16 protein-coding genes are annotated in these 15,524 nt (G+C 72.0%); 6 read left to right on the top strand and 10 right to left on the bottom strand.

Annotated elements, in window-relative coordinates:
- Positions 1–19: 19 nt before the first annotated feature.
- Positions 20–799: a DeoR/GlpR family DNA-binding transcription regulator gene (locus ACZ7HQ_RS16745; RefSeq protein WP_470989996.1), complete on the top strand. Its 780-nt coding sequence runs from the start codon at positions 20–22 to the stop codon at positions 797–799.
- A 35-nt stretch (positions 800–834) separates the two neighbouring features.
- Here the strand turns inward: ACZ7HQ_RS16745 and ACZ7HQ_RS16740 are convergent, their stop codons facing one another.
- The 8 genes from ACZ7HQ_RS16740 to ACZ7HQ_RS16705 all read right to left on the bottom strand — a co-directional run bounded on the left by ACZ7HQ_RS16740 (position 835) and on the right by ACZ7HQ_RS16705 (position 9,764).
- Complete coding sequence (locus tag ACZ7HQ_RS16740; RefSeq protein ID WP_470989994.1) at positions 835–1,230, bottom strand: luciferase domain-containing protein; 396 nt, start codon at positions 1,228–1,230, stop codon at positions 835–837.
- 194 nt (positions 1,231–1,424) lie between these two features.
- Positions 1,425–2,957, bottom strand: a complete 1,533-nt coding sequence (locus ACZ7HQ_RS16735) for a M20/M25/M40 family metallo-hydrolase (RefSeq protein ID WP_470989992.1) — start codon at positions 2,955–2,957, stop codon at positions 1,425–1,427.
- Between the two features lie 13 nt (positions 2,958–2,970).
- Complete coding sequence (locus ACZ7HQ_RS16730; protein WP_470989990.1) at positions 2,971–4,197, bottom strand: hypothetical protein; 1,227 nt, start codon at positions 4,195–4,197, stop codon at positions 2,971–2,973.
- Positions 4,198–4,298: 101 nt separating this feature from the next.
- Positions 4,299–5,993: a hypothetical protein gene (locus ACZ7HQ_RS16725; RefSeq protein WP_470989987.1), complete on the bottom strand. Its 1,695-nt coding sequence runs from the start codon at positions 5,991–5,993 to the stop codon at positions 4,299–4,301.
- Between the two features lie 18 nt (positions 5,994–6,011).
- A complete protein-coding gene (locus ACZ7HQ_RS16720; protein WP_470989985.1) occupies positions 6,012–6,269 on the bottom strand; it encodes a hypothetical protein in 258 nt (85 codons plus the stop codon).
- Positions 6,270–6,273: 4 nt separating this feature from the next.
- Positions 6,274–7,677, bottom strand: a complete 1,404-nt coding sequence (locus tag ACZ7HQ_RS16715; protein WP_470989982.1) for a hypothetical protein — start codon at positions 7,675–7,677, stop codon at positions 6,274–6,276.
- Positions 7,664–8,473: a hypothetical protein gene (locus ACZ7HQ_RS16710; RefSeq protein WP_470989980.1), complete on the bottom strand. Its 810-nt coding sequence runs from the start codon at positions 8,471–8,473 to the stop codon at positions 7,664–7,666. The genes ACZ7HQ_RS16715 and ACZ7HQ_RS16710 overlap by 14 nt, the downstream gene beginning before the upstream one ends.
- 46 nt (positions 8,474–8,519) lie before the next feature.
- Entirely contained in the window at positions 8,520–9,764 is a 1,245-nt protein-coding gene (locus ACZ7HQ_RS16705) for a hypothetical protein (RefSeq protein ID WP_470989978.1), read from the bottom strand.
- 194 nt (positions 9,765–9,958) lie between these two features.
- Here ACZ7HQ_RS16705 and ACZ7HQ_RS16700 point away from each other — a divergent pair, with 194 nt between their 5' ends.
- Positions 9,959–10,492, top strand: coding sequence for a helix-turn-helix transcriptional regulator (locus ACZ7HQ_RS16700; protein WP_470989976.1), 534 nt, complete (start codon positions 9,959–9,961; stop codon positions 10,490–10,492).
- A 119-nt stretch (positions 10,493–10,611) separates the two neighbouring features.
- Positions 10,612–11,790, top strand: coding sequence for an MFS transporter (locus ACZ7HQ_RS16695; RefSeq protein ID WP_470989973.1), 1,179 nt, complete (start codon positions 10,612–10,614; stop codon positions 11,788–11,790).
- Between the two features lie 355 nt (positions 11,791–12,145).
- On the opposite strand, the gene ACZ7HQ_RS16690 is transcribed toward ACZ7HQ_RS16695, so the two are convergent.
- Positions 12,146–12,376 carry a hypothetical protein gene (locus tag ACZ7HQ_RS16690; protein WP_470989971.1) on the bottom strand — a complete coding sequence of 77 codons (231 nt, stop codon included), beginning with the start codon at positions 12,374–12,376 and terminating at the stop codon, positions 12,146–12,148.
- A 40-nt stretch (positions 12,377–12,416) separates the two neighbouring features.
- Here ACZ7HQ_RS16690 and ACZ7HQ_RS16685 point away from each other — a divergent pair, with 40 nt between their 5' ends.
- Positions 12,417–12,668: a hypothetical protein gene (locus ACZ7HQ_RS16685; protein WP_470989969.1), complete on the top strand. Its 252-nt coding sequence runs from the start codon at positions 12,417–12,419 to the stop codon at positions 12,666–12,668.
- A gap of 53 nt (positions 12,669–12,721) precedes the next feature.
- A complete protein-coding gene (locus ACZ7HQ_RS16680; protein WP_470989966.1) occupies positions 12,722–13,462 on the top strand; it encodes a maleylpyruvate isomerase family mycothiol-dependent enzyme in 741 nt (246 codons plus the stop codon).
- Positions 13,463–13,469: 7 nt separating this feature from the next.
- Here ACZ7HQ_RS16680 and ACZ7HQ_RS16675 read toward each other — a convergent pair whose 3' ends face one another.
- Positions 13,470–13,865 carry a MarR family winged helix-turn-helix transcriptional regulator gene (locus ACZ7HQ_RS16675; protein ID WP_470989964.1) on the bottom strand — a complete coding sequence of 132 codons (396 nt, stop codon included), beginning with the start codon at positions 13,863–13,865 and terminating at the stop codon, positions 13,470–13,472.
- A gap of 85 nt (positions 13,866–13,950) precedes the next feature.
- Between ACZ7HQ_RS16675 and ACZ7HQ_RS16670 the strand changes: the two genes are divergently transcribed.
- Entirely contained in the window at positions 13,951–15,441 is a 1,491-nt protein-coding gene (locus ACZ7HQ_RS16670) for an MFS transporter (protein ID WP_470989961.1), read from the top strand.
- Positions 15,442–15,524: the final 83 nt, after the last annotated feature.

Raw genomic sequence — 15,524 nt, 5'->3', positions numbered from 1 at the left:
GGGGAGAACGGAGGTGCGGATGTCCCGGGACGCCCGCTGGAAGGCGCTGCTGGAACTGCTCGTCGAGCGCGGCCGGCTGGAGGTCGAGGAGGCGGCGGCCGAGCTGGAGGTGTCCGCGGCGACGATCCGCCGGGACTTCGACCAGCTCGCCGAGCAGCAGATGCTGGTGCGCACCCGGGGCGGCGCGGTGGTGCACGGGGTGTCGTACGAACTCCCCCTGCGCTACAAGACGGCCCGCCGCGCCTCGGAGAAGCAGCGCATCGCCAAGGCCGTGGCCGAACTCGTCGCGCCGGGCGAGGCGGTGGGGCTGACCGGCGGTACGACCACCACGGAGGTGGCCCGCGCCCTCGCCGTACGCGGCGATCTGTCGACCGGCTCGCCCGCGCTGACCGTCGTCACCAACGCCCTCAACATCGCCAACGAGCTCGCCGTTCGGCCCCAGTTCAAGATCGTGGTGACGGGCGGGGTGGCGCGCCCGCAGTCGTACGAGCTCATCGGCCCGCTCGCGGACGGGGTGCTCGGGCAGATCACGCTCGACGTGGCGGTGCTCGGTGTCGTCGCCTTCGACGTCACGCACGGCGCGGCCGCCCATGACGAGGCGGAAGCCGCGATCAACCGGCTGCTGTGCGAGCGCGCCGAGCGGGTGGTGGTCGCCGCGGACTCCAGCAAGCTGGGCCAGCGGGCGTTCGCCCGGATCTGCGGGGCGGAACTGGTGAACACGCTGGTGACGGACACGGCGGTGCCACAGGAGACGGTACGCCGCTTCGAGGAGGCGGGTGTTCAGGTGCTGACCGTGTAACGGCGGATGAGGAGTCCGGAGAGGGCGAGACCGGTTCAGATGCGGCCGAGGTCGGCCTTCACGAACCCCGCGCCCCGCTGGTCGTTGCAGCCGGTCGGGGGCCGGTCGAGCGGATCGGGCCAGGCCTGATGGGCCTGGAGCGCGACGCTCACCAGGGTCAGCAGCAGGTCGACGTCGCTCGCCGCGTCGAGGCGCAGGGTCACCCACTGCGAGCCGGGCACGATCCTGATCGCGCCGGAGTCCCTCAAGTCCTTGGCGAACCGCCGGACCGCCCGGTCGGTCAGCCGCAGATCGACGTCGCGCTCCGAGTGGAAGTGGGCGACCTCGCCCTGGGCCGAACTCACCGCCTGTCCCAGGCCGCAGCTCGGGACCGCCTGTCTCAGGTCGGGCCAGGTCGCCAGTTGCGCGAGCGCGCGCGAGGCCAACGTCATGGGCCCATCATGGACCGCTCACCCGTCGGCAACCAGCTCGTGAGCAAGCATTAACCGATCTGTTTCCGCCGCCGCACGGGAAGCCCGCACGTGTGCACCCACCTCGAACAGGACCCCGCGGGTGCCGTGTCGCCCCCGGCCCCCCCCCGGCGCGAACCGCACGGAGCCGCAAGTACCTGCAGCTCATGGCATTTTCAGGGGTGCCACCGGTCTGACCTCGCGTACGCCAGCTCGTGCAGGAACGCGACAGCCGTGCGCGTCCCGTGGACGAAGGAGGTCACGGCCAGACGTTCGTTCGGTGCGTGCATGCGGTCGTCGGGGAGGGCGAACCCCATCAGGACGACCGGCACGGACCGGTGGGCCAGTTCGGCGACGGCGGGGATCGTGCCGCCCGATCGCATGAGAACAGGCCGACGCCCGAAGCCTCGCCGGCAGGCGGCCACGGCGGCCTCCACGGCCGGCCCGTGCGTGGGCAGTTGGACGGGAGGCGTGGCGGACAGACGTCGTACGCGAACGCGTACACCGCCCCTTGCCGAGGAACGGAGATGGCTGAGCAACGCCGCTTCGACGGCCGCGGGGTGCTGGCCCGGGGCGAGCCGCACGGTGAGGCCGGCGGCGGCGGTGGCCGGCACGGCGTTCAGCCGGCCGACGCCCGTGCGACCGGACCGCAGTCCCGTGATGACGCAGGCGGGGCGGATCGTGGTGCGTTCGTATGCGGACCAGCCGGGCTCGACGGTGCCGCTGCCGGGCCGGCGGGCACGGGCCAGGCCGAGCAGTTCGGCGTCCGTGGGTCCGGAGAACGCCGCGGCGGTCCAGGAAGTGCTGGGGGCCGAAGCCGGAGCGCCGAGCCGGAGCGCCGGGATCGGCGTGCCGTCGGGTTCGTGCAGTCCCGCGAGGAGCCGGCACAGTTCGCGGGCGGGGTCGGCGAGCGCACCGCCGAAGGTGCCCGAGTGCACGGGCGCAGGTGCCCCGGTGACGACCAGTTGCAGGTCGAGCGTGCCGCGCAGGGACACGACGAGGGCGGGGGTGCGGGCGTTGCGCATCCGGGTGTCGCTCACCACCGCGAAGTCCGGACTCAGGCGGCACCAGTTGCGGTCGAGGAATCCGGCAAGGTGCGGACTGCCGATCTCTTCTTCACCGTCGAGGATCACCCGGACGTTCACGGGCAGCCGGCCTGTCGTCACCAGCCAGCTCTCCAGGGCGGCGACGTGGGCCAGCAGCTGCCCCTTGTCGTCCGACACGCCCCGGCCCACCACCAGCCCGCCGGACCGGGTCGGCCGGAACGGAGGACTGCTCCAGGCCGCGACGGGATCCGCCGGCTGAACGTCATAGTGACCGTAGATGAGCAGGGTGGGACGGTCGGGAGAGCGGCCCCAGCCGGCGGTCACCAGCGGATGCCCGTTCGTCGGCACGATCCGTGCGTCGCCCAGGCCGGCTCGGCGCAGTCTGCGTACCAGCCAGCGGGCCGCCCGTACGACGTCCCGGCGATGCCCGGGCCGGGAGCTGACGCTGGGGACGGCGGCCAGCTCGCACACCTCGCGCAGGAACCGGCCTTGGTGACGGTGGGCGTACCGGAGCGCGGCGTCCAGCGCAGGCGTCCTGCTCGGGAAGCCTTCACTTGGCGGGCCGGCCGGGCGTGTTCGCGGGGGCCTTTGCCCAGCTGCGGCGTAGCGCGGGCCCGGCCGGGCACGGACCGGAACCCCTGGCGGCAGGGCCGGCGGGACCATGACGGGTGGGCTCCTATCCGGACAGGCGGCTGCCCGACCGCCCGTCCAGCGGCACCCCGCTTCCGCGGTAGGTCCCAAGTCCGCCGCGACGGCTGTAGCCAGGCGGGCAGACACTCTGCCGGGACGCCTGGCGGCGCACGGCCACGCCCACCGGACGGTGCCGGTCCCAGGGCAGGACGCGCTCGGCCTCGGTGCGCTCAGCCAGGCCCAGGGACTGCGCGGAGGTGATCCACTCCTCCGCGTCCTCGGCGATGTCCAGCAGCAGTGTCTCGAACTCGGCCCGCGTCGCCTCCAGGATGTGCGGGGCAGCGAGCCAGCGCAGCACCTTCTGCCCGGTCACCGCCATGCGCTGCCGCGGTGAGGTGACCAGCCGCTGGTCGAAGTAGCGGATGAGGACTTCGTCCACCACGTCCCACGCGTTGTCCGCGCCGAACAGCTTCTTCACGTCGTCGGCACCGAGGATGCGGAAGGCCTCGTCGAGCAGCTGCATGACCTCGACGCGCAGCACGTTGAGGTGGCCGTACGAGGTGAACTTCAGGTTGTTGCGCAGATCGAGGCCCGCTCGGCGGACGATCGCGATGCTTCCGAAGCTCGGGTCGTAGGCGCGCATGCGGATCACGTCCGAGATGCGCTTGTCCCGCCAGAACAGTGCCACCTGGTTGTTGAAGTGGGTGAACAGCGTGTGGAAGTCGGTGTTCGGGCGTGAGCCTGCCGCCCCTCTGCCTCGGCCGTAGCCCAGAATGCGCCGATAGGCCGCCAACCGGTCCCCGCGGGTGTAGCGCAGAACGTCACGCCGGTCGAACTTGTACAGCCCGAACGCACCGGGGCCGTCGGACAGCCGCAGCGCGCCGCCCTGGAACAGCTCCTGGAGCTTCTGCACCACCCGGAAGACGCCTACGCGTTCGTGCTGGTAGCAGTAGTAGAGGTCGCCGACGGCGAGGATCCGCTCGGACGCGACCGTCTCATCGTAGGCCTCGACGCCGGCCGGCATCCGGGTACGGCCGAGCTCTTGGGCGGCCTGCGGACCGAGCCCCGCCAACTCGGCCAGGCCGCCGTCGGGCGGCACGGGTCTGGCCCGCTCAGCCTTTTCGACGCTCTCGAGAAGCTCGTCGAGCTGTTTGACCACAGCGTCGCCGAGCTGGGGGTTGACGGTGAGTTCACTGCCGAGCCGGCCGGCGACCTGCTGACGCAGGGCGGCGACGCGGTCGTAGAGATCACGGTACTGCTGCTCGGTGGCCATCGGGGGTTCTCCTTCCCGGGCACACGGGGTGGGGGGTGGGGGTCAGGGCGGCTGGAGCGGCGCTGGCCCGTTGCGGGGTGGTCAGTCTGGCGGCTGATCGGTCACAGTGCCGTGGCACCCGAGGTCTCACGGTCCGGCTGGACGAAGACATAGGTGTGGTCCAGCCGCTTCAGGAACAGATCGTCGTAGGACTTCATGATGTCCTCGCGCCGTACGATGGCCAGCTTCCAAACGCCCTCCCCGGCGTGTTCGTGCACGAACCTGAGGTCCAGCTGCCGGGTCTCACCGCAGTAGTCCTCGTCCGGCAGCTGTGGTCTGACGACCTCACCGCGCGACCCGAGGAGAACGCCTGTGTGGTCCTCCGGCCGAAGTCCCGAACCGTGTACGGTCAACTGCTGATCGCCTCTGGGCGACAGGATGAAGGGCTGGACATCGGTGATGGCGACCTGGAAGTGGCGGTGCACCCGCTGGGCCGTCCTGCGCACCTGCTGCACCTGGTTGAACAGCTCGTAGACCGCCACCTGCACCCGTGCGGTGCTGAGGCCCGGCGGCAGGGCGAGACTGTCCCTCCTCCTGAGCACGATGGTGCCCACAGGGGTGGGGAGCATACTCAGCAGGTTGTCCAGCAGCAGCTGCTCCACCCTGCTCAGGAAGGGAGTGACGGCGCGTTCGACGGCGTCCTTGCCACCGCTTTGGATCATCTTCGGAATCTCGTGAACGGCCAGGCCGTGAATCCAGTCGAGGAGTCCCTCGATGGTCATGGAGCGGTCCTTGGTGAGCCGCATGGTCTGGCGCTCGGCGGCGGTGACGAACACCGAGTCCAAGACTGCCCACACCGCCTCCACCTGGCGGGACACCACGGCGAGTTCCTGCGACAGGCGGACCAGTGTCGTCCCGAGGAAACCGCGGCCGCCGTCCACGAGGGAGATCCCGTCCTTCTGCTGACGCCAGCTGGACTCCAACGACAGCACCCAGTCGGCCAGGGTGAAGAAGCTCGTCTGGACGCGCTCCTCATCGATGGTGTTGACGTTCTCCCGGGTCAGACCGAACTGGTCGCGCAGTGCGCCGAGGTGCCCGGCCACGTCGTCCGGACCGGTGGGGGCGGCGGTGAACGAACCGCCGGTCAGCTGGTCGAAGAGAATGTCGACTCGATCGGGCCGGACGACGGGCGACCGCAGCTCCGTGAGGACCTCTTCCAGACAGTGGCGCACGAGGCCACGGAACGCCTCGGCGTCCTGCAGATCGGGGTCCACACGCAGCGGCACCAGTGAATCGAGCAGCGGAAGCGCGTCCCGCACCACTGTCTGAGCGCGGGCGGCGAGGGACGCCTGCCCACCCGTCACCAGGCCGAGGTCGGCCTGGGCCGAATATCCGCGCGGCGTCCACCGGACCTCGCTGTGACCCTCGACCCGGCTGATGTCGAAACTGCCCGCGAGGGCCGCCATGAATCCGTCGGCGTCCTGGCTCCGGGTGCGCCAGCCGAGCACTTCGCTGATGGTCTGGGCGACGAGCCGGCCGGGGTCACTGTCGGCGCGGCTCGCGGCCGGAGCGGGGGCGAACTCCTGGGTGAGCACCGGGAAGGGGGACTCGGCCTCGCCGAGGCGAAAGCTGACCTCCTTGGAGCCGTTCGGCAGGACCGGCCGGCACTCCTGCCTCTCCTGGCGCTCCTGGCTCTCTCGCCTCTCTTGACACTCCTGGCGCTCTTGCCTCGCTTGACGCTCCTGGCTCTCTTGGCGCTCTTGCCTCTCTTGACGCTCCTGGCTCTCCTGATTCGACTCTTCCGGGTACGGGTCCATCGAAACCTCCTCAAGACATCAGGCCGCTGCCTCACGGCACGCATCCCCCGGCTCCCCCACGCACATCGCGGCACCGCTGTCGCTCCGCGTCCACGCCTGCCGGTCGTGGCGGCGCTCAGGGCCCCCGATGCCGTGCACGGCCCGCGGCACGGCGCTCACCGCGAGGGCGGAATCGCAGAGCAGCGCACCGGCCTCCGCCGGCTCCCCGTCCCAGCGTGGGGCGTGCAACCACCGCGCCTCGCCGCTCAGGGCGTTCATCTCCCGGGCCAGGCTCATGGGATCACCGCCTCGCCAGTTCGCTGAAGAAGTTCCGCATCAGCTGCTCGTGGCCCGCCATCCCGTGGTCCGCCGCGAATCGCACAGCTCCGATGAGGAAGCGTTCCGGCACCACGCCCGGGTCCACTCCGCGGGCCAGCCGATCGGCGGCTTCCTCCACCATCGTCTGTTCCTTCGGCTCGAAGCGCAGCACGGCCGCGAGCGTGCGGTTGCCCAGTGAGGGAAAGGGGGTGTGGCACACGGCGTTCACCACCACCGGGAGGGCGGTGGCGGCCGTACGCAGCAGCGGGGCCGGGATGTCCGAACCGCGGGCGTCCGGGTAGAGGCGCCGCCACGTGCGCTCGTACTGCTGGGCCCGGTCGGGGAAGCCCATGCGGTCCAGCATGTGCGTGGCCAGGAATCCGCGCAGGTACGGCGTCGGGTGGACGCCGTCCGGGACGTATCCGAGGGACAGCTCGGGCGAGCGGCCCACCACGTCGAAGAGCGAGCCGACGAACTCGGGGCCGCCGAGCAGCAGCCCGGACAGGTCGGCGTAGACCTCGCGGTTCCAGCGGGTCCAGGTCGCGGTCACGGACGGCGGGCAGCCTGCCGCACTCAGCTGTGCCGCGATCTCGCGCGGTACCGCGCGCTGCAGGCCGAGGTCGTTCTGCAGGTTGTGGCTGATTTCGTGCAGTACCGCGCCGAGCGTCCAGGGGTTCACGAGCCGGTGGTACGGCAGCTGGACCAGGGGGAACGGATTGAGTCTCCGGCCGAGCCGGCGCAGTGGGATGCCCCGGCGGAAGGTCGCCGGGGAGAACCCGGTGCGCATGTAGCTGAAGGGCGGCGGGGCCGGGATCGAGCGGGCCGTGCCCAGGCCGAGGTAGGCGTACTGGTAGCAGTCCAGGGCGATCCGGTCGCAGCCCAGCAGCCACTCTCCGTAGCGTGACTGCCGCTGGCCGAACAGCTCCAGATAGAAGTCCCAGACCTTCTCGGTGGCCCGCACCCAGTCGTGTGCCCTCGATTTGAGGGTCAGCAGTTCGTGCAGTCGCTCGGTGGTGGGCTGGTCGGCGGCCGCCTCGGCGACCAGACGCACCGCCCCGGTGATGTTCGCGAGGGGCCGGCGCAGCTGTTCCAGGAGGTCGTTCACGGCCTGGATGTGGCCCGGGCTCGGCGCCTGGTCACCGGTGCCGAACTCCTCCTGGGTGAAGGGCCGCAGCGCCTCGCAGTGCCGCTCGACGTTGGTGGCCTGGCTGAGCAGCCAAGGGCGTAGGGCGGTGGGGCCGGGCGGCCGTATCCGGACGGGGGTCGTTCTCCTGGCCGGGCGGTGGCGCGTCGTGGCGCCGGCCCACGGAGTCCCGGTCCGGCGCCGTTCCCGGTGGCGGCCTGCGCCGAGGCCGGGGGGCGGGTGGAGGCGCTCAGCGGCAGACACAGTGGCACCTGTGGGGCGTGCGCCGGTGGACCGGCGGGGTGACGGTGGCCGGTGCCTGGGCGTGGCGGATCCTGCTGTGCCTGCGTTCGTCGAAGACCCGGATCGCGTGCCGCGCGCGGTTGCGGGAGGCGGGGGTGGCGAGGACGCGTGTCGTCATGCGGCCCAGGGTGCGCAGGGCCATGTCGCCGGTGAGGGGGCGGCCGTCGTCGACCTGGTCGGCGATGCTCTGAGCGGTGCGCTGGAGGATCACCGGCACGGCCTCCACCAGCTTCCGGGTCGCCGGGTCGCGCCTGAGCTGCCGGGTGACCCGGGTGGCGCCCCGGATCAACTGGGGGGCCACCCGCCCCACCAGTTGGGCCGCGCGAGGAATGATCTTGGCCGCGAGAGGCACCAGGGCTCCGATGAACGCCTCCGCCTCCGCCTCGCTCTCAGCCGCGCTCGCGGCGCGTCCCAGGTGGGCCATCAGCTCGGCGTCGGGATAGATCCGCCGGATCGGATTGACGAAGCCCTCCGACTCGTCCTCGGCCTCGCTCTTCATCTCGGCCTCTGCCTCGGCCTCGAAGTCGAATTCGCGCCCCGGCGCTCCCGCGCCCCAGCCACCGAGCTCGTCCTCGGCCAGGCCCTCCAGTTCCCACTCTCCCTCGCCCTCCTGCTCCCACTCCCCCTCGCCCTCCAGTTCCCACTCCCCCTCGCCCTCGTGCTCCCACTCTCCTTCGGCGCCGTGGGCGAACTCCGCCTCGAGCTCGTCCTCGAACGCCGCTTCCCCCTCCACTGCCGGATACCGGTTCCTGCTCATGAGGCTCCTCCTCGGGTCACCACGGCACGCAGGCGTGCGGCAGCGCTCAGTACGCCGACCGCGGTGTGAGGCGCGGTCCGCGGACGACAGTGGCCGTGCGCCGGGCCGGGACCGCGCCCCGCGGTACCCGGACGTCGGTCACGACGCGGACCAGCCGACTGGGGCGGCCGTCGCTGCCGGGCACCCGCACGGGGGTCACCAGACGCATGGTCGTGACGCCGCGTCGGGGCGTCGGGCCGCCGTAGGAGGAGGGGTACGTGCGGGTGCGCACCGGCACCCCGCGGGTGTACCCGCCCGGTTCGCGGCGGTACGAGCCCTGGATCCGGCCGGGTGCGTACCGCCGGACCCTGCCGATGCCCCGCCGGTTGCGATGCAGCGCCTGGCGGCAGCGGCGGGTGTCGCCGAGTACCCGGCGGGCATGAACGGCCATGGTCCGGGCCGCGGTCACCGGTGTGATGCTGCCGCCGTGGCGGGCCTGGCGCATGAGACTGCGGGCGGTGCCGTCCACCACGGTCGGCACGACGCGGATGAAGGGCCGGGTACCACGGGAGCCGTACAGCAGCCGGGTGAGAACGGCGGCTCCGCGCACCATGGACGGGACGAGTGCCTCGAGGGCCGCGCGGTCCCTGGGCGAGAGAGCTCGCACGGCCGCCGCGCCGATGAGTGCCTCGGCCTCGGCCTCGGAGGCCATGGCAGCCGCTTGAGCGGCCATCAGTTCCGCCGCCGCCTGACCGGACGTCAGGGTACGACCGGCCGCTTCGCGGTGGGCGATCTCGTACTCCCCCTCGGCCTCGTCCTCGCCCTCCAGCTGGGAGGTGATGGCACGGGCGGCGAGGCCGGCGGCCGGCCCGCCCACGGCCGTGGCGATCAGCGGTCCGGCGGTCTTGGCTATGGTCTTCAGCAGGGGTGCGGCCTTACGCAGAAATCCGCCGATCTTCCCGAAGAACTCCTCGCCCTCGTCCTCCGACTCGGCGGAGTAGGCCTCCTCCTCGCCCTCGCCCAGCAGGCCGGTCGCCGCGCGGACCAGGTCGCCGAGGAACTCCTCGCCCTCACCCTCGTCCTCGCACTCCGTCTCGCTCTCCATGAGGGACTCGAGTTCGTCCTCGAACTCGCCCTCGTAGGCGCCTTCGAGTTCGTCCTCGGCCTCGGTCTCGAACTCGTCCTCCTCCTCGCCCTCGTGCGCGTAGGCGAGTTCCTCCTCACCCTCGCCCAACAGGCCGATGCCGGACATCGCCTCGCCGAGGAACTCCTCGCCTTCGGGGTGGGCCATGCCGTCGTGGTATCGCGCCATGGTGTTGCCTTCCTGTAGTGGCGATCTCACCACCAGTGCACAGCACGCCGACGCGCTCAGGTAGTCGCACCTTCTCCGTACCGTGTTCGTGCTACCTCGCCCGTGTCGGTTCGTCATGGTCATGCGGGAGGAGCCGTATTCGGTTACAAAGGCACGGTCATCGCAGCAGGGGGTACCGCAGCAACGGAGGCTCCATGACCGACATGGCGACCGGACCGCACCGGACGCGCCCAGGCCCCCGCGGCACCGGCGCCGGCGCAGGCGGGACGCCCGGGCAGGGGGTGCCGGACACGCCCCTTCCGGAGTCGGACGTGCTGGTCCGCACGCTGGTGCTGGAGCTGGCCCGGCAGGGGGCGCTGTTCCACCGGACGGCCGCAGCGACCTCCGGAACCCTCCTGGACGTCCAAGTGGGGGAGGTCCGCTGCGTCCTGACCCAGCTTTCGCCGGGCGGCGACGGGGGGCAGCCGCCGCCGGCGGTCGAGCCGCGCGAGGACGGCGCGTGCGCACCGCCGGGCGAGGACCGGTGCGGTGCCGCCCCGCGGCTGAGTCCGCGGGAGATCGAGATCGTGCGGCTGGTCGGGGCAGGACACACCAACAAGACCATCGCGGTCGTTCTCGACATCAGTCTCTACACCGTCTCGACCCACCTTCGAAGGATCTTCGCGAAGCTCGGCGTCTCGACGCGCGCGGCCATGGTGGCCGCCCTCTCGGCCGAACTGGAGAGCTAGGCAGGCCGGGACCGGCGCCTCGAGTGCCCGAGGCAACCGTCAATCCCCTTGCTCCGCTCGGCGGACACCCCTAACCTGAGTTTGTGCCGCAAATAAACAAAACCCGTTCGCACAGCGTCGTGCCGGGTGACAGCCCCGGCCTCGGCCGCCTGCGTATCGCCCTCACGGCCTTCTTCGCCCTCGACGGATTCATCTTCGCGGGGTGGGTCGTCCGCATCCCCGACATCAAGCAGCAGACCGGCGCCTCCGCCGGCGATCTGGGTCTGGCCCTGCTCGGCGTCTCCGCCGGTGCCGTCGTCACCATGACCCTCATCGGGCGCCTCTGCCGCCGCTACGGCAGTCATCCGGTCACCGTGGCCTGCGCGGTCCTGCTCTCCCTGAGCGTCAGCCTCCCGCCGCTGACCCGTTCGGCACCCGCCCTCGGCGCCGTACTCCTCCTCTTCGGCGCCGCCTACGGCGGCATCAACGTGGCCTTCAACAGCGCCGCCGTGGACCTGGTGGCCGCGTTGCGGCGGCCGGTCATGCCCACGTTTCACGCCGCGTTCAGCCTCGGCGGCATGATCGGCGCCGGCCTCGGCGGACTGGTCGCCGGTGCCCTCTCGCCCACGCGGCACCTGCTCGGCCTCACCGTGACCGGCCTGCTCGTCACGACCGTCGCCGGACGCACCCTGCTGCGCCAGGAACCGCCCGCGCCGGCGGACCGGCTCCCCTCAGCGCGGGCGGCGCAGGACCCTGCCGCGCCGCAGCGGACGGGCGGTCGCGGTCTGGTCGTCGTCTTCGGGCTGGTCGCGCTGTGCACCGCCTACGGTGAAGGCGCCATGGCCGACTGGGGCGCGCTCCACCTCCAGCAGGATCTCGCGGCGTCGTCCGGTGTGGCGGCGGCCGGGTACGCCTGTTTCGCGCTGGCCATGACCATCGGCCGGGCGACCGGCACGACCCTGCTGGAGCGTCTCGGCCGCGCCCGTACGGTGATCGCCGGCGGCAGCGTCGCCGCGGCGGGCATGCTGCTCGGCTCGCTCGCACCCTCTGTGTGGGCCGCCCTGATCGGCTTCGCCGTCACCGGTCTCGGGCTGGCCAACCTCTTCCCGGTCGCCGTGGAGCGGGCCGGCGCGCTGACCGGTCCGTCCGGTGTGGCCGTCGCGTCGACCCTGGGGTACGGCGGCATGCTCCTCGGGCCGCCCGCGATCGGGTTCATGGCCGACTGGTTCTCCCTCCCGGCCGCGCTCACCAGCGTCGCGGTGCTGGCCGCCGTCGCCGCGGTCATCGGCGTGTCCACACGACGGCCGATGGGTGCCTGAGGCGGCAGCCTGAACGGCGCCCGGGCCACGGGATCCACCCCCTTCCGCATCAGGGACCGGGGACGGGTGCGCCAGCGCGGGGGGATGTGAGCCGGCGAACCGCGAGGTCCCGTCCCCGCAGGTCGGCAGCCTGGGCGCGACCCTCCGCGCCATATGGCCACGAGGGCCTGCCGACTCGCGCACGCCGAACCGGGACGTGACGATGACTGAACAGGACCATCGACCCCTTGGACGGCACCATGCCTTCGACCCGACTCCGGGGCCTTGGAAGGGCCCGCCGCCAGACCGTGCTGGCAAGCGCACTCGGCGGTCTCCTCCTTTCCGGTGGGCTGGCCGCCTGCGGCAGTGGAAGCGGTCAGAGCACCGCCACCACGCCACCGGCCGGCACCACCAGTACGCCGAATGCCTCGTCGTTCTCCGGCACACCGCCGTCGGCCATGGCGTCCTCGGCCTCGGCGGCGATCAGCTCGGCCCGGGCCTCCGCCTCCGCGGCGGCATCGTCCGCCTCGGCCCGCGCCTCCGAGTTCGAAGCTTCGGTGGACGCCGAGACCCAGCGCCGAAGCGCGGCGGCGGAGAAGGAGCTCAAACAGGTCAAAGGCCGGGGCAACGCCCTTTCCGAGGTCTCCATGACAGGGCTGCCGAGAGCGCAGACCGGCGGAGTGCTCGCTGTCCTGGTCACGATCACCAACAAGACCAGCAGCGCGGCCTCGTACGCCGTACAGGTCGACTTCGAGAACTCAGCCGGCAAGGCGGTCGAGACACGGTTCGTCGGCGCGGAACACCTCGGGCCCGGGAAGAAGGAACAGCCCATCGCCTTCAGTCACGAGCCGCCGGAGCCGAAACTGACGCCCGTCCTCGTCAAGGCGCAGCGTTACTGAAGGCTCCGCAAAAGGCGGGACGCGAGACCACTTCGTCCGGCATGCTCGGTCCCGTGGACACTGCCGCCTTCCTTCAGACCCTGGACCGGGAGGGCCGGCTGCTCGCGGCGGCCGCCGCGGCGGCGGGGACGGAGGCCGGGGTGCCGGCCTGCCCGGAGTGGAAGGTGCGCGACCTGCTGCGGCACACCGGCGCGGTGCACCGCTGGGCCGCGGCCTTCGTCGCCGACGGGCACCCGGACCCTCGCCCCCTCCTCGACCCACCGGACCTCGACGGCGCCGGGCTGGTGGACTGGTACCGGGACAGTCACCGCCTGCTCGTCGACACCCTGGCCGCCGCGCCCGCCGACGTACGCTGCTGGACCTTCCATCCGGCACCCAGCCCTTCGCCGCTGGCGTTCTGGACCCGCCGGCAGGCGCACGAGACGACCGTCCACCGCTACGACGCCGAGTCCGCGGGCGGCGGTACGGCGTCGCCGATCGCGCCGGACTTCGCGGTGGACGGCATCGACGAGTTGCTGCGCGGTTTCCACGCCCGCTCCCGGAGTCGCCTGCGCACCGAGGAGCCGCGCGTGCTGCGGATACGGGCGCTGGACGCGGGGCCGGAGGCGGTGTGGACCGTACGGCTCACGGCGGGGCCGCCGGTGACCCTGCGGGCGGAGAGCAGGCAGGGCGAGGCCGAACTGTCCGGTGCTGCCGACGAGTTGTACCTTGCCCTGTGGAACCGGAGGCCCGTGCCGTGCGTGTCCGGTGATCACTCGCTCGCCGCGCTGTGGCGGGACAAGGGCGGTATCTGACGCTGGATCAGTCGGTGTCGGCCAGCATCCGGGCCAGCACCGCGCGCTGCAGCGGCTGCACCTCGCCGTGGAGCGCGCGCCCCTTCGCCGTGAGCGCCACGCGCACTCCGCGCCGGTCCTCGGCGCACATGGCGCGCTCGACCAGGCCGTCCTTCTCCAGGCGGCCGATCAGCCGGGACAGCGCGCTCTGGCTGAGGTGGACACGCTCGGAGATCTCCTGCACGCGGTAGGCACAGCCGCCGTCCGCGGCACCCTCGGCCAGCAGGTCGAGAACCTCGAAGTCGCTGGCGCACAGGCCGTGTCCGCCCAGTGCCCGGTCCAGCTCGCACTGGGTGTGCGCATGCAGGGCGAGGATGTCCCGCCACTGCTCCACGAGCGCCTGCTCGGCCCTGTTCGACGCCATGAGCGCACCGTAGCAGAGGAACGAGATTATTGCATCGGAATTAAATGCGTTTGCATCTCATGCACATGCATGTAGTGTCGTCGGCATGACCTCTCCGCTCACCACCTCCACGTCCCCGTCCCCGGCGGTGCGCTGGACCCCCCGGCTGTGGGGCACCCTGCTGGTGCTCTGCGCGGCGATGTTCCTGGACGCCCTGGACGTGTCCATGGTCGGCGTCGCGCTGCCGTCCATCGGTTCCGACCTCCACCTGTCCACGTCGACGCTGCAGTGGATCGTCAGCGGCTACATCCTGGGCTACGGCGGACTGCTCCTGCTCGGCGGCCGCACCGCCGACCTGCTCGGCCGGCGTCAGGTGTTCCTCGTCGCCCTCGGCGTCTTCGCGCTCGCCTCGCTGCTCGGCGGACTCGTGGACTCGGGTCCGCTGCTCATCGCCAGCCGCTTCATCAAGGGCCTGAGCGCGGCCTTCACGGCACCGGCCGGCCTGTCGATCATCACCACCACGTTCCCGGAGGGCCCGCTGCGCAACCGCGCCCTGTCCATCTACACCACCTGCGCCGCCACCGGCTTCTCCATGGGCCTGGTGCTCTCGGGCCTGCTCACCGAGGCCAGCTGGCGGTTCACCATGCTGCTGCCCGCGCCGATCGCACTCTTCGCGCTGCTCGCCGGGCTGCGCCTGCTGCCGCGCAGCTCCCGCGAGAAGAACCACGACGGCTACGACATCCCCGGCGCCGTCCTCGGCACCGCGTCGATGCTCCTGCTGGTCTTCACCGTCGTCCAGGCCCCCGAGGCCGGCTGGGCCTCGGCCCGCACGCTGCTGTCCTTCCTCGCCGCCGCCCTCCTGCTGACCGCGTTCGTCCTGGTCGAGCGGCGTTCGCCGAGCCCGCTGATCCGGCTGGGCGTCCTGCGCTCGGGCAGCCAGGTCCGGGCCCAGCTGGGCGCGGTCGCGTTCTTCGGCTCGTACGTGGGCTTCCAGTTCCTGACGACGCTCTACATGCAGTCGCTGCTCGGCTGGTCCGCGCTGCACACGGCACTGGCGTTCCTGCCGGCGGGCGCGCTGGTGGCGGTGTCCTCCACGAAGGTCGGCGGGATCGTCGACCGGTTCGGCACCCCGCGCCTGATCGCGGCGGGCTTCGCCTTCATGGTCCTCGGGTACGCGCTGTTCCTGCGGGTCGACCTCGACCCGGTGTACGCGGCCGTGGTCCTGCCGTCCATGCTGCTGATCGGCGCGGCCTGCGCGCTGGTCTTCCCGTCGCTCAACATCCAGGCGACCAACGGGGTCGAGGACCACGAGCAGGGCATGGTCTCCGGGTTGCTCAACACCTCGGTCCAGGTGGGCGGCGCGATCTTCCTGGCGGTGGTCACGGCCGTGGTGACCGCGGGCGCTCCCGCCCACGCCACCCCGCAGGCCGTCCTCGACAGCTACCGGCCCGGCTTCCTGGTCGTCACGGGCATCGCGGGGGTCGGCCTGCTGATCACCCTGACCGGCCTGCGCGGCCGGCGTATCCAGCGGTCCCTCGTGGTCGCCAGGTCCACCGTGGAGGAGGCGGAAGCGGAGCGCGTGGCGGTCCGTGACTAGGGGGAAGCCTCCAACGGCGGGGGGGGGGGGGGGGGGGGTGGGGGGGGGGGGGGGGGGGGGGGGGGGGGGGGGGCGCAGCGGCA

It is taken from the genome of Streptomyces sp. NPDC037290 (assembly GCF_055603245.1).
The sequence above is the reverse complement of the archived record's forward strand: the minus strand, read 5'-3'. Positions and strand labels throughout refer to the sequence as shown.